The sequence below is a fragment of the Anaerobacterium chartisolvens genome (genome assembly GCF_003337415.1).
In the GTDB taxonomy this organism is placed as follows: domain Bacteria; phylum Bacillota; class Clostridia; order Acetivibrionales; family DSM-27016; genus Anaerobacterium; species Anaerobacterium chartisolvens.
Genome location: NZ_QPJT01000009.1, coordinates 16,302 through 29,540, shown reverse-complemented (window position 1 = coordinate 29,540; position 13,239 = coordinate 16,302). Strand labels below are relative to the sequence as shown.

Annotated in this window: 15 protein-coding genes and 1 pseudogene; all 16 read right to left on the bottom strand. The window is 42.9% G+C overall.

Annotated elements, in window-relative coordinates; genetic code table 11:
* Nucleotides 1-23: 23 nt before the first annotated feature.
* Nucleotides 24-833, bottom strand: coding sequence for a TlyA family RNA methyltransferase (locus tag DFR58_RS09160; protein ID WP_114297542.1), 810 nt, complete (start codon nt 831-833; stop codon nt 24-26).
* A gap of 101 nt (nt 834-934) precedes the next feature.
* Entirely contained in the window at nt 935-2,785 is a 1,851-nt protein-coding gene (gene dxs, locus DFR58_RS09155) for a 1-deoxy-D-xylulose-5-phosphate synthase (RefSeq protein ID WP_114297665.1), read from the bottom strand.
* Nucleotides 2,786-2,909: 124 nt separating this feature from the next.
* The gene (locus DFR58_RS09150) at nt 2,910-3,581 is read right to left on the bottom strand and encodes an Mg2+ and Co2+ transporter CorB (RefSeq protein WP_114297541.1); all 672 of its coding nucleotides are present in this window, start codon (nt 3,579-3,581) and stop codon (nt 2,910-2,912) included.
* Nucleotides 3,582-3,766: 185 nt separating this feature from the next.
* Entirely contained in the window at nt 3,767-3,934 is a 168-nt protein-coding gene (locus tag DFR58_RS21825; protein ID WP_170138097.1) for a hypothetical protein, read from the bottom strand.
* A 563-nt stretch (nt 3,935-4,497) separates the two neighbouring features.
* Nucleotides 4,498-4,935 carry a divergent PAP2 family protein gene (locus tag DFR58_RS09145; protein ID WP_114297540.1) on the bottom strand — a complete coding sequence of 146 codons (438 nt, stop codon included), beginning with the start codon at nt 4,933-4,935 and terminating at the stop codon, nt 4,498-4,500.
* A gap of 10 nt (nt 4,936-4,945) precedes the next feature.
* Entirely contained in the window at nt 4,946-5,863 is a 918-nt protein-coding gene (locus DFR58_RS09140) for a polyprenyl synthetase family protein (RefSeq protein ID WP_242987506.1), read from the bottom strand.
* Between the two features lie 2 nt (nt 5,864-5,865).
* The gene (xseB, locus tag DFR58_RS09135) at nt 5,866-6,102 is read right to left on the bottom strand and encodes an exodeoxyribonuclease VII small subunit (protein WP_114297539.1); all 237 of its coding nucleotides are present in this window, start codon (nt 6,100-6,102) and stop codon (nt 5,866-5,868) included.
* Nucleotides 6,103-6,133: 31 nt separating this feature from the next.
* Nucleotides 6,134-7,348, bottom strand: a complete 1,215-nt coding sequence (gene xseA, locus DFR58_RS09130; RefSeq protein ID WP_114297538.1) for an exodeoxyribonuclease VII large subunit — start codon at nt 7,346-7,348, stop codon at nt 6,134-6,136.
* A gap of 174 nt (nt 7,349-7,522) precedes the next feature.
* Nucleotides 7,523-7,951: pseudogene (nusB, locus tag DFR58_RS09125) on the bottom strand (transcription antitermination factor NusB).
* Nucleotides 7,952-8,034: 83 nt separating this feature from the next.
* A complete protein-coding gene (locus DFR58_RS09120; RefSeq protein WP_114297537.1) occupies nt 8,035-8,265 on the bottom strand; it encodes a DUF2273 domain-containing protein in 231 nt (76 codons plus the stop codon).
* Nucleotides 8,266-8,284: 19 nt separating this feature from the next.
* On the bottom strand, nt 8,285-8,833 hold the full coding sequence (gene amaP, locus DFR58_RS09115) for an alkaline shock response membrane anchor protein AmaP (protein ID WP_114297536.1): 549 nt from the start codon (nt 8,831-8,833) through the stop codon (nt 8,285-8,287).
* A 181-nt stretch (nt 8,834-9,014) separates the two neighbouring features.
* Nucleotides 9,015-9,419 (bottom strand): Asp23/Gls24 family envelope stress response protein, encoded by a 405-nt coding sequence (locus DFR58_RS09110; RefSeq protein WP_114297535.1) that lies wholly within the window; start codon nt 9,417-9,419, stop codon nt 9,015-9,017.
* Between the two features lie 173 nt (nt 9,420-9,592).
* Complete coding sequence (locus DFR58_RS09105) at nt 9,593-10,165, bottom strand: SpoIIIAH-like family protein (protein WP_114297534.1); 573 nt, start codon at nt 10,163-10,165, stop codon at nt 9,593-9,595.
* Nucleotides 10,166-10,245: 80 nt separating this feature from the next.
* Nucleotides 10,246-10,881: a stage III sporulation protein AG gene (locus tag DFR58_RS09100; protein ID WP_114297533.1), complete on the bottom strand. Its 636-nt coding sequence runs from the start codon at nt 10,879-10,881 to the stop codon at nt 10,246-10,248.
* A gap of 1 nt (nt 10,882) precedes the next feature.
* Nucleotides 10,883-11,509 carry a stage III sporulation protein AF gene (gene spoIIIAF / locus DFR58_RS09095; protein WP_114297532.1) on the bottom strand — a complete coding sequence of 209 codons (627 nt, stop codon included), beginning with the start codon at nt 11,507-11,509 and terminating at the stop codon, nt 10,883-10,885.
* A 488-nt stretch (nt 11,510-11,997) separates the two neighbouring features.
* Nucleotides 11,998-13,218: a stage III sporulation protein AE gene (gene spoIIIAE / locus DFR58_RS09090; RefSeq protein WP_114297531.1), complete on the bottom strand. Its 1,221-nt coding sequence runs from the start codon at nt 13,216-13,218 to the stop codon at nt 11,998-12,000.
* Between the last annotated feature and the right edge of the window lie 21 nt (nt 13,219-13,239).

Genomic DNA, 13,239 nt, shown 5'->3' with positions numbered 1-13,239 from the left:
AAAGTACAAACCCTTGCACTTTTTTAAATTAAATTTTCATGAGCCCTCTCTACGGCACTGAAAATCTCTTGATTCAACTCGGGAAGGCTATGAGCCTCTGGGTCCTTGGACAAGTGAAGCAGGTACTCAATATTGCCTTCGGGCCCTTTAATGGGAGAATAAGAAACATTTATAACCTTAAAGCCGTTATTTAAAGCAAAGTCCGCAATATCCTGCGTTACCTCATAGTGGGCGGAGGCTTCTCTCACAACTCCATGCTTTCCCACCTTATCCTTTCCGGCCTCAAACTGAGGCTTTATGAGGCATACAATGTGTCCGTCGTCCTTTAAAAGCTCCTTTACGGCGGGCAGCACCTTTTTAAGGGATATAAAGGATACATCTATAGAAGCAAAATCAGCCATATAATCAATTTGCTCCTGCTTGACATACCTGATATTGGTTCTCTCCATACAAACAACCCTACGGTCGTTTCTAAGCTCCCAGGCAAGCTGACCGTAGCCTACATCAATTGAATATACTCTGACTGCTCCGTTTTTCAGCATACAGTCTGTAAAGCCTCCTGTGGAGGCACCTACATCTATCGCTGTTTTACCCTCTAAGTCTATAGAAAATTCTTCTAACGCTTTTCTGAGCTTTAATCCTCCTCTGCTGACATAAGGATTTATATTTTCCTTTATTTCAATTTTACTTTCGGTGTTAAATTTTGATCCCGGCTTGTCCTCTCTTTCTCCGTTCACATAGACAACACCCGCCATTATGGCACTTCGCGCCTTTTCCCTGCTTTTAAAGCATCCTCTGTCAACAAGTATTATATCCAAGCGTTCCTTTTCCAACACATGTCCTCCGCAAATTCATTATATTATATTAAAATTGGCAGTGGAAAGAAATTTGTTGAAAATTATTTCGGAAGACATTTCTTTCCTAAATGACACAGCTATGCCATAAATTTGAGTATTTCAGAGGCCAGAGATTCTGTGTCCAGCCTGTACTTTTTAATTAAATCGCCTTTTGAACCGTGAATTACAGGGATATCAGGAAAAGCAAACAGCTTGGTCTTAGCAGCTATTCCGCAGCAGCTCAGCATTTCCAGCACCGCGCTTCCCAGTCCTCCTATAATAGTATTATCCTCTATAACAACAACCCTTTGGGTCTTTTTGGCGGAGTCGGCTATAAGCTTTGCGTCAAGAGGCTTTATAAACCTTGCGTTTATAACGTCACACTCCACTCCCGAAGCCTTAAGCAGCGATGACAGCGTGATGGCGGTATCTGTCATGGTGCCTGCGGAAATAATGGTCAAATGGCCTCCCTCACAAATTCTGACACCCTTGCCATAGTGTATTTCAACCTCCGGCGCCAGCCTCTCCCGGCCCTTTCCTCTGGGATACCTTATCGCAATAGGCCCCCGGTGTACCATAACGGCATATTGGAGCATACTTTTCATTTCAAAGTAGTCCGACGGTGCAAGTATTGTCATGTTGGGGATGTGCCTTAAAAAAGACAGGTCATACAGCCCCTGGTGAGTTTCCCCGTCTTCCCCCACTATGCCGGCCCTGTCTACGGCAAATACCACATGCAGATTCTGAAGGGCTACATCATGCAGTATCTGATCATATGCTCTCTGCAGAAAGGATGAGTATATGGCAACTACCGGCTTTAACCCGTTTTGAGAAAGCCCCGCAGCAAATGTGACGGCATGCTGCTCGGCAATTCCCACATCAAAAAACCTGCTTCCAAAGCTCTTTGAAAACTGCTCAAGGCCGGTACCCTGCGTCATTGAAGCTGTGATTGCCGCTATGCTTTGATCCTTATTCGCAAGCTCAACCAGAGTGCTTCCGAATACATCGGAGTATCCATAGCCGGAACCGGCCTTGAGCTCGCCTGTGTCTATCCGGAAGGGAGCTACTCCATGAAATTTATGCGGCTTTTCCTCTGCAAACTCGTATCCCTTACCCTTTTGAGTGCATATATGAATAAATACCGGCCCCTTTATAAGCCTGGCACGTGAAAATACATCTGTCATTTCCGAAATATTATGCCCGTTTATAGGGCCTAAGTATTTAAAGCCCAAATCCTCAAAAATTATTCCCGGCATAATCATATATTTTATGGTTCCCTTGGCTCTGTTAAGAGCCTTTGAAGCACTTTTGCCTATTGCGGGAATTTTATTTAAAATGGCCTCTATTTCCTCTTTAAACTTAAAATAAAAAGGCTCTGTCCGTATCTTGCTTAAATATCTGGACATTCCGCCTACATTTTTGGATATGGACATTTCATTGTCGTTTAAAACAACTATTAAGTTATTAGGTGACCTTCCGGCATCATTAAGAGCCTCAAAGGCCATTCCGCCTGTCAATGCGCCGTCCCCTATTACCGCAATCACCGAATAATCCTCTTTTTTCATATCTCTGGCCCTTGCCATTCCCAGTGCCGCGGAAATTGACGTGCTGCTGTGGCCGGTATTGAAGCAGTCATGAGGACTTTCCTTTGTTTTTGGAAAGCCTGAAATGCCGTAAAGCTGTCTTAAAAGATCAAACTTGTCGCGTCTTCCCGTAAGTATTTTATGTACATATGACTGGTGTCCCACATCCCAAACTATTTTGTCTCTGGGCGTATCAAATACCTTATGAAGAGCAAGAGTTACCTCTACAATGCCAAGATTGGAGGCAAGATGGCCTCCTGTTTTTGAAACCTTTTCCACCAGAAATCCTCTTATTTCAGATGCAAGCTTTTCCATAAGGCCTATATCAAGCTTTTTAACATCCATGGGAGAATTAATGCTGCTCAGAAGCTCATAATCCGTGGCTAAATGGCCTTGGAGATTTAAAAATTCACTTTTGACTGTGTTTGCACAATTAATGCTGCATTGCTTATCTGCATTTATATCCAAAAATTTTCATCCCGCCTTCAATTTACTTTTGTTCTTTCTTCTGCTTTTTAGCATCCCCATTTCTTTTGCTGCTTTTTTTTAAGCCAAAGACTTTTATATTGAGTCTTGCTGTTATAAATTTTATCACAACTGCGGCTTTATATACTATATAATTGCTGTTTGAGATGGCAATGGTTTTTCCTACCGCCTTGCCTCCTACAGTCATGGCCGCTACAAGGCCTGTGGCTGCAAGCCCCGCTATGCTGGTTTCAGGTGAGCTGCCGTCCTTTATTATGGTTATAAGTATATAAGTGGTGGCAGTACCGCTTATAACCCCGCAAATATCTCCTATTACGTCATTACAGAAGTTGGAAACCTTGTCGGCATTTCTTACCAGTGCAATGGCCTGTTTTGCGCCATAAAGCTTTCTTGACGCCATTGCGTGAAAAGGAGCTTCATCTGCCGCAGTCACCGCCGTTCCTATTGTGTCAAAAATTATGCTTACTACTATAATTAAAAAAACTATGTTGAACGCTATAACAACATGGGCATTCTTTAGAATCCTGTAAGAAACATATGTCATTGACACTGACAGTAAAAAGGATATGACAGTGACAATAAGATTCCATAAGTTATTTCCCTTGCTCGAGCTTAAAATATTCATTCTAAACCTGACTTTCTTCTCATCGTCAGGCTGCTTATGGTTGTCGTCCAATATATAAAAACCCTCCAATTAACAATACAGCTTCTCCAAATATATAATAAAAACGGGTGGTAGCATACTGAATAAATTTTGCGGCTTAGGTCAGGCAGGATTTCCCCAGAAGTTACAAAAATGTCGCCAAATTTGCGGTTTCCCTTTAACCCTTCCGTCATTAAGTTACCTTAAATGAAGCCTGATCACCACTTAGTCCACACTGCAATCTTCAATATGCCTCGAAAATCGAACAGCCTAGAGGTTTTCCCCTGCAGTCCGGCCAGTTCCTTAGCCTCTTTTGCAAATTTGGTTTCAAGCAGCGATAATGCCGTTATATCGGCCAATATTCCGGCATCTGATCCGCTATCCACCAAACCCACTCAAGGCAGGCTACTCTGTTCACAGCACCTTTTAAAGTACCGCCTAACAGGTTTAATCCCTTATCGTGGTCGAGGTGGCAAGGAAACAAGCCGAAATTTCAGCCTGCTTCCCCGACTTTTCTTCCAAAAGTAAGGGTCTCCACGGCAGAGGGGTCAACGCCTGCATGCCATTGCAGATCGCCCCTAAGCCTTAACTCCCAGCATCAGCCCACTACTGGGCGTAACAAGCCGACACCAGGAACTTCATCGATGTGCCCTTAAACGGATTTTTAGGCCCGTCTTCAGGAACGGCGGATCTGACTAGGATACTGCACCACCCTGTTTTATTTACAAATTAAATTTGTCAAATTTTATTTCCGGGAAAATGAATTTTATCCCGTACAATGTTACAAGTAAGAATTATAACATATAAACATTATTGTTTAAAGAATAAATAAGGTTTGATTTGAATCTATAGCAGCTGTATTTTTAAAGCTAAGTCCATATTTCAAAGAATCTCTCATTAATAATATGAATAGCGGGGCAAAAAGACCTTTTGACTTCAATCTATCCAACTATCCAAGCCAAAGACCTGTTAAAATACCCAGAGCTGCTCCCATTATAACCTGAAAAGGGGTGTGCCCTAAAAGCTCCTTTAAGCTTTCGTCAAACTGCACCTCATTTTGTGAATAAATAAGCTTGTTTAATGCCTGAGCCTGTTTTCCTGCCGCTCTTCTAACACCGGCTGCATCATACATTACAACAAGAGACAGCGCAAGGGATATTGCAAACTCTACGGAATCCCAGCCCTTTATTCTTCCTGTGACGGTAGCTAATGAAACAACAAACGCAGCATGGGAGCTGGGCATTCCTCCAGAGCCTATAAATCTTGTAAAGTCAACTTTGCGTTGAGTTATTATTACACTGACAACCTTTATGCTCTGGGCAATAAACCATGCTATAACAGGAACAATAATAGCCTTGTTCGAAAAAATCTTTATAAAAAAATCCACGACATCCACCTCAATTTTTCCTTTCCAGAAGCTGTCTTGCCAGACGCTGCAGGAAGACGCCCTTTCCTTCGAAGTAATCTAAAGCATGTACGGCTTCATCGGTAATTGATGCCAGCCTTTTTTTTGACTCCTCAAGCCCCAGCAGCTTTACAAAGGTCGATTTACCTTTTGCCTCGTCGCTTCCGGTCTGCTTTCCAAGAAGGGAAAAATCCCCCTCCACATCCAAAATATCATCCTTAATCTGGAATGCCAGCCCAAGTCTTTCGGCATACAGGCGCAAAAGCTCCAATTTTTCTCCCCCGGCCCCGCAAATGATTCCCGAGGCCATTACGGGTGCTTTTATAAGCGCGCCGGTTTTAAGGCTGTGCATGTACTGCAGCAATTCCAAAGGGATGTTTTTCCCCTCCGATTCCAAATCTACAACCTGTCCCCCTATCATGCCTGAAGCGCCGGAGGCCTTAGCCACTATGCCCATAGCCTTTACTTTGGCTCCCATATTGCTATCCGAGCCCATAGCATGATCCAGCATAATTTCAAATGCGTAATTGAGAAGGGCATCTCCGGCAAGTATCGCCGTTGCCTCTCCGTATACCTTATGATTCGTAAGCCTTCCTCTTCTGTAGCTGTCGTTGTCCATAGACGGCAAATCATCATGTATGAGAGAATAGGTATGTATCATTTCTACGGCACAGGCGTAAGGCAGCACATCGTTAATATCACCCTCAAGCATTTCACAGGTCGCCAATGCCAGCATTGGCCTCAGTCTTTTTCCTCCTGCCATCAGGCTGTAGCGCATAGCCTCGTAAATGCTTTTTTCTGATCCTGCTCTGCAACAAGGCTGTGACGTGCGGGCAGCCTTTTCCATGAAGTCTGCAAGAGTGTCCTCTATCAGCTTAATCCATCCGTCACATTTTAACTTAAAATCCATTCTTAAGCCTCCGGGGAATCAAACAGCTCTTCTCTGATTTCGCCGCTGCCGTCTTCCAGTAATATGCTTATTTTTTTCTCCATGCTGTCCAAGGTTTTGCCGCAATATCTGGACAGCTCAATCCCTCTTTGAAAAATCTCTATTGACCCGTCCAGCGGAAGCTCTCCCTTTTCAAGCTTTGCCACTATATTCTCAAGCTCATTTACAGCCTCCTCAAAAGCAAGCTCCTTTTTGTTCAAACTCCTTAACCTCCTTCATGCTTGGGCATATTTACAGGCCCGGATTGATTTTTATATCCTCTGCCCTGCAGATTATTTTTCCGTCAAAAAGCTCTACAGAAAGCCTTTCATTTTCCCTTACAGCTTTAACCGACCTTACAACCTCCCCATCCTCAAGCGACCTTATAACACCGTAGCCTCTCGACATAATGCTGAGTGGGCTTAAGGCATCAAGCTTCCCTATCAGGAGGCTTAAATCCGACCTCTTTTTTTCCATTACCGAAAGCATTGCCTTATGCATATACCTGTTAAGCGTATCAAGCCTCATGCGCTCCTGATAGAGCCTGTCATAGGGCTGCCTGAAGGCAGAGCTTGCTCTCAGCCTTTCAAGCTGTGCTCTTTCATTTTGTATTTTTGCCGAAGCTCCGTTCTTAAGTCTGGCTTCCAGCAGCATAATACGCTCCTTAAGCACAGCTCTTTCGGGGATTACAATTTCTGCTGCGGCAGAGGGTGTCGGAGCCCTTACATCCGCCACAAAATCTGAAATTGTATAGTCAGTCTCATGTCCTACTGCCGATACAACGGGAATAACGGAATTAAAAATGCTTCTGGCAACAACCTCTTCGTTGAAGGCCCACAGCTCTTCTAAAGAGCCTCCTCCTCTGGCAAGAATTATCACATCGACACAGCCAAGTCGGTTTAATTTTTTGATTGCACCTGAAATCTGGCCGGCCGCCTGCTCACCTTGAACCGCGACAGGGAAAATTTTAAGCTCAATTTCTCTAAAACGCCTGCTTGATATATTTATTATATCTCTCACAACAGAACCGGTGGAAGAGGTTACTATACCGACAGCACGGGGCAAAAAGGGAAGCCTCTTTTTGTTTGCTTCATCGAAGAGACCCTCTTCAAAGAGCTTTTTTTTAAGCTGCTCAAAGGCCATGTGCAGGTTTCCTATTCCGTCGGGCTGCATTTCCTCAACATATAGCTGATACTGCCCGTCCCTCTCAAATACCGAAACATAGCCCTTTATTATTACCCTTCCCCCATTTTCGGGCTCAAATTTAAGAGCGGAGGCATGGGATTTGAACATAACACATTTAATCAGGCATTTTTCGTCTTTAAGCGTAAAATACATATGTCCCGAATAATGATACTTATAGTTTGAGATTTCTCCCCTTACCCAAAGGCCCGACATTATCATGTCTTTCGATATAAGCTCTTTTATATACCTGTTTATCTCCGATACTGATAGTACATAGTTCATACGACCTCACTGTTTTAATAATGTAGCGCCGCTTATAAAGGGGCATTGAAAAATTCTTTAAAAAAGAGTATAAATTACACAGCCACACATAAAAAACCGGCTTAATTTACTAAGTACCGGTCCGCATAAAACTGGCTAAATTATATTACAGCAGGCAAGCCATATAGTGTAATTTTAATTTCCCGCTTCATTTTCTTCCGGCAGAGCACGCATTTTAGGTATTTTTCCCAGTATACCGTTTATAAAAGCCCCTGCTTCCTCATTACTGTACTTTTTAGCCAGCTCAACAGCCTCATTTATAGAAACGTTAAAGGGTATGTCATCTCTGAAGCCTATTTCATATATGCTCAGCCTTAGAATAGAAATGTCAACTCTGGATATTCTGTTTATTTTCCATCCCTTGGAGTATTTCTCCACCAGCCTATCGATATATTCCTTGTTATCAAAAACACCTTAAACAACATCGTTAATGTACTTCTTATCAGCTTCTGAAAAGGCATGATCCTCAAAAGCAGCTTTTATTTGCTCCTGCATATCGTCATTGTGGATCTCAAGCTGGTATAAGAGCTTCATGGCAGTTTCTCTGGATACCCTGCGTCCCATTAAATGCTTACCTCCCGTAAGTCCTAAAGTTAATATAATGAATGTCGGTAAAATAGCTCAATTTATCTGTATGTACCCAGCGGCTACCTGTATGTACCCGGCGGAAGAATCTTGTCAAGCAGGTTTTTAATATATTCCTTGTCTTCGGAAAGCTTCTTGCCAATATAATACCCTATTCCAACAAATATTGCAATAAACAGAGTATTTAAGAACCCTATTATCAATATAACGGAGGCTAATACAAAGCCTACTATAGCACCGTTGACTCCGCCCTTATGCGAGTTGTAAAACTGCACCAGCTTTTCCTTGTCCATAGCATTAATACCTCCAAATCTACTCAACCCTTGCCTTATATCCGGTATATATGTTTTCAACCAATACCTTTACGTCATTTACCTTTATGCCGGTGCTTTCCTCCACAGCGCTTTTAACCTTAACCTGAATATCCTCTGAAAGCGCGGGTATGTTGATATCTCCGAGAACTACAGCCTTTATAGCGATGGATATGCCATCATTTGATTTTGAAACAAAAGCCTTGGTTTCCTTAACGCCGTTAAGCCTCCTCGATGCTGCGAGTGCCATGCTTTCCACGGAATTTAAGGATATTTTTATTTCGCCTATGTTAGTATACCTGCTGACACATTTCTTATCCTTGCTGCTTTTTATTCCCGACAAAAGAAAGGTTATACTTAAAGCAAGAAAAATCACGGCAATTAAAAACATCATCACTCTTGGCCCATTATTGCGCAGGATGTTATAACCCATATAGCGGGCTATACTGTTGAAAACTTGCGGCCTGACTGCAACCCATGCCACAATCAAAGAGGCAACCGCAAGGCAGAAGCCATAAATTGTAAGCAAAACCCTAAACAAAATATTCATAAGTTTATCCACCTCTTCTCCAAAGAAGCCTAAAAATAAGTTAAGCATTACCATTATATTCTATTATTCTGAAAAAATAAACCCCGTCGGCAGTATTTTATCGGACAAAACCCTTGAAAGCTTTATATATTCTTCCCTTTTTTTACATCCTTAATACCGCCGGCACTTGAGGGGGCAGTTATTACTTGACTCTTGCAGCTTCATCTATAATTTCTTTTTTATGCTCTTTCTCTATATTAACTCCCTGAATGTGAATATTGACCTCTATCACATCAAGCCCTGTCATGGTCTGTACAGCTTTTTTAACTTTTTCCTGTATTTCCCAAGCAATATCCGGAATCCTGGAGCCATATTCTACGATTATATATAAATCTATTGCCGCTTCCTTCTCTCCAACCTCCACCTTTACACCCTTAGAAAGATTTTTTCTTCCCAGCATTTCCGCAATACCTCCGGCAATGCCTCCGCTCATTCCTGCGACACCAGGAATTTCAGTAGCTGCAATGCCTGCTATTATGGCCACCACTTCATCTGAAATTTTAATAGAGCCCTTGTCATTTACAATGCTTTCAACAGCTTCATCCATTTATATCCCTCCCTGCCGAAAAATTATTTACCCACCTAAAAAGCCCCAATCTATAAAAATACAGCCTGTCTGACAAATACAAATTATATCATTAAAGCTAAAGAACAGGCAATAGATAAATTTCATCTATCGCCTGTTTTCGTCGCCTGCTGTGTTTTTTTGGGATATGCATTTTAAAAAATATTCTTTACATGAATGCTGCCTATAGGTATTTGTGCCTGTCTGGATGCCACATCGGCGATTTGCGCCACATGCTGGGTGGTAAGGGTTGGAGCTTTGACTATTACATCAAGGCTGTCATCATCACCTAAAAGCACTATGACATCTCCGAAGCCCTTTTCTTTTATCAGAGTTTCAATTCTCATTTCCTTTTCTGAACTTGCGACAATTTTCATTCTCTGCTCATATGCCTTATCCTTAGCCTCGTTTGTGGCATTGGGATCCTCGGAAATCTCTTTTAAGCTGTCGGTATCCTTGCTGCGGCTCATTTCCTTATCGAGCTTTGCCTGTGCAAAGAAATCCTCGGCTTTCTTTGAGGCCTTCAGCGATTTTTCCGGCTTATCATCCTTCCCGGTATCCGCCGCGCTTTCATTTTTGTCTACATATACCGCTTCCCCCGTCTTTATGCTCTCCTTATCCGCAGTTGAATTACTGCTCTGGTTATAGGTATATTGCAGGTACCCGGCAACAAGTAACAATAATACAAGAGACAAAATTACTACCTGTTTTCTTTTAAAAACTAACACAAAAAGCCCTCCCTTACACTAATTTAGTAATAATATATTCACGTGTCCAACCTTTTATTATAGATGCTGTAAAGATTTTGTTATTCTTCTCTTTCAAATACCTGTATTCTGTGTGCCGGCACATCCATAAGCACCATTGCCGCCCTGCTTAAGGCCTCTCTTACCTGAGGCTCTCCGGCACCGTCGGCTATAACAACAATTCCTTTTACCTGAGGCGTAAGCTCCTTTAAAAATACCGGTTTTTTCCCCCCTCCCTGCGCTTCCTCATACACCATTTCTGCCTCATAGCTGTTTTGGGTTATTGTTCTCTCTCCTCCTCCGCTGTCCTTCTCATCGGTGCTGCTGTCATTTTTCTTGGCATTGACGGCAGGAACCCTCTCGTTGCCTGAGGCATATGTAATAAGCACAGTAACCCTTCCTGCCCCCTTTATCTGAGACAGTCCCTTTTCTACCCTTGTTTCAAGCTCATCACCGTCATCCTTCCGCGTAAATTTACCCACTTCCTGTGACACCTCTTGTGACACCTCCTGTGCTTGGGCTTCACTCTCTGCCTTATTCCTATCCTTACTGCCATCAGTCGTAAAGAACGCACCTCCCGCAATTATTGCAATAATTCCGATAATCACTACAATTACGGCATTTTCCATGGTTTTTTTCTTGTTCTCGGCATTCAACAGCTTTTTCACATATTCAAAAAATCTACTTTTCCAAGCCATTTTATCCTCCCATACCTTCCATAAGAGTAATAACGATATCCTCACTGCTTAAATTAAAAAGGCTGCCTATCCTGCCTTCCATCTGCCTTTTAATATCATTGTCCATTTCAAGAGGCTCCTCATTTGTGCGCTCTTGCTTGTCAATAACTATTTTACCAACCTTCGCAACAGGCTTTATGCCGTCATTTTCCTTCTGAAGCCTCACTCTTACATATGCCTTTTTAATCTCTCCAAACTTATCCGAGCCATAATCCTCGTTTATAACCACATCCGCGTTTGCCCCGGCAACACCGCTTACCTCCATGGCACTGCCCTCTAACTGCGAAACTATCTTTTCTCTATAAAGCTTTACTATCTGCTTCATTCTTTCCTCCTCTAAAATCTTTCCCTGTGCCTCAATTTCCTTTCTGTCAATAAAGTTGCCGGTTTCTATCTGAAAGCCCTTCATGTCTATGTCGCGGCCAACAATTCCAAGAAGAGGGTTTATAATTGCAATGAGCATTATACAGCCAGAAACCAGATTCACAACCTTTTTTGTTTTGCCGGAGGGTATAAGCATTTCTATCAGCACTATAAAGATTGCCAGAAAAACTATATTAAAAATCCATGATCTCAAAAAATCAATCAAAAAATCCCCCCCCTCACTTTGTTATATACTCACCCCCCTGCCCCCCTCTCTTTTCAAAAGAGGGGGGTATAGAAAAGTATTGTCTCCCCTCTCTTGCAAAGAGAGGGGCCGGGGGTGAGTTAATTCTTATATCTTTACCCCATCACCTTATCATTGTGCTTATGTTGCTGGCCGTTATAATTGTTATGCTCCGCTTCGGCACTCACCCCCCTGCCCCCCTCTCTTTTCAAAAGAGGGGGGTATAGAAAAGTATTGCCTCCCCTCTCTTGCAAAGAGAGGGGCCGGGGGTGAGTTAATTCTTATATCTTTACCCCATCAGCTTATCATTGTGCTTATGTTGCTGGCCGTTATAATTGTTATGCTCCGCTTCGGCACTCACCCCCCTGCCCCCCTCTCTTTTCAAAAGAGGGGGGTATAGAAAAGTATTGCCTCCCCTCTCTTGCAAAGAGAGGGGCCGGGGGTGAGTTAATTCTTATATCTTTACCCCATCACCTTATCATTGTGCTTATGTTGCTGGCCGTTATAATAACTGTTATTGAAAACAGAAACATGAAGGCTACCGCCGCGGTCAGGCCAAGTATAAATGTCAACGAGCCCGCCATTTCGTTTAAGCAGTTTACAACGCGCTTTTCCGCTATTGGTTCAATCAATATGCAGGTAATCCTGTATAAAAGCAGCAGAACAAAAATTTTTAAAATAGGCAGTATGCATATACCTATAACACCTATCATGGCGGCAATCCCGGCAGCGTTTTTTACAAGCAGGGTGCAGCCTATAACGGTATCCGCCGCATCGGCAAGGTATTTTCCTGCTACCGGAATAGCGGCGCTTATGGTAAATTTGACGGTTTTGCTGGCTACCCCGTCCACAACGGCTCCAAGTGAGCCCTGTATGGATATAATGCCTATAAAAATTGTCAATATGAGCCCAAGCCCCCACCCGCTTACCTGCTTTAAGAACTGGGCCAGCCGTGAGATCTGTATCTTATCCGAAACATTGTCTACAATGGATACAATTACCGATAAAAAAACAAGAGGTATAAATACATTTTTTATTATGGTGGCGGTTACCTGCACGATCATTACCAGAATGGGCTGGAATACCCCGGCGGATGTAATATTTCCCCCTGAAACAAGCAGGGATATCAAGACAGGTATGGAGGAGTGCATAAATGAAACCATATCGTCTATAATGCCTTTGCCAAGCTCTATTGCGGTATTGAGGCTTGTCAGCATTACAGATACCAGCACTATGTAGCATACATAAAACGCCAGCTCTCCCACACTCTCACTTAAAAAGGAGGCCTGAAGGTTTTTCAGAACGGCACACAGTATTACAAGCACAATAAGCTTAATGAGTACATCGGTATTTTCATAAAATTCCCGGAACAGGTATTTTGCAACCCGCTCTGTTATATCTTTTAAATCCAGCCCCAGGTTGCCCGATGCTGCCTTGTCCATCAGCTTATCGGTGCTATATCCCGGAAGGAGCTCGTTTAATCCCTCTCCAGAGTATTTATCTATCTGAGCCTGCATATTCAACATGTGATCGGAATTAGCCTGTTCGTTAATAATGGACTCATTTATGCCGGCCTCCGCGCCTGCATAACCATTTACGGCATGTCCTGCAAGCGGAGCCGCCAGTTGAAGCCAAAGCAGTGCCGCTATAAATACTGCCGGTTTTATATATCTTTTGTATCCTGCATTCATGCTATCCATCCTCACAATACA

What these genes read in the sequence shown, in the direction of transcription:
- DFR58_RS09140 (WP_242987506.1), bottom strand. Translation starts at nt 5,863, where the DNA reads ATGGATTTTAAGTTAAAATGTGACGGATGGATTAAGCTGATAGAGGAC.
- xseA (WP_114297538.1), bottom strand. Translation starts at nt 7,348, where the DNA reads ATGAACTATGTACTATCAGTATCGGAGATAAACAGGTATATAAAAGAG.
- DFR58_RS09120 (WP_114297537.1), bottom strand. Translation starts at nt 8,265, where the DNA reads ATGGACAAGGAAAAGCTGGTGCAGTTTTACAACTCGCATAAGGGCGGA.
- amaP (WP_114297536.1), bottom strand. Translation starts at nt 8,833, where the DNA reads ATGAATATTTTGTTTAGGGTTTTGCTTACAATTTATGGCTTCTGCCTT.
- DFR58_RS09110 (WP_114297535.1), bottom strand. Translation starts at nt 9,419, where the DNA reads ATGGATGAAGCTGTTGAAAGCATTGTAAATGACAAGGGCTCTATTAAA.
- DFR58_RS09100 (WP_114297533.1), bottom strand. Translation starts at nt 10,881, where the DNA reads ATGGCTTGGAAAAGTAGATTTTTTGAATATGTGAAAAAGCTGTTGAAT.
- spoIIIAE (WP_114297531.1), bottom strand. Translation starts at nt 13,218, where the DNA reads ATGAATGCAGGATACAAAAGATATATAAAACCGGCAGTATTTATAGCG.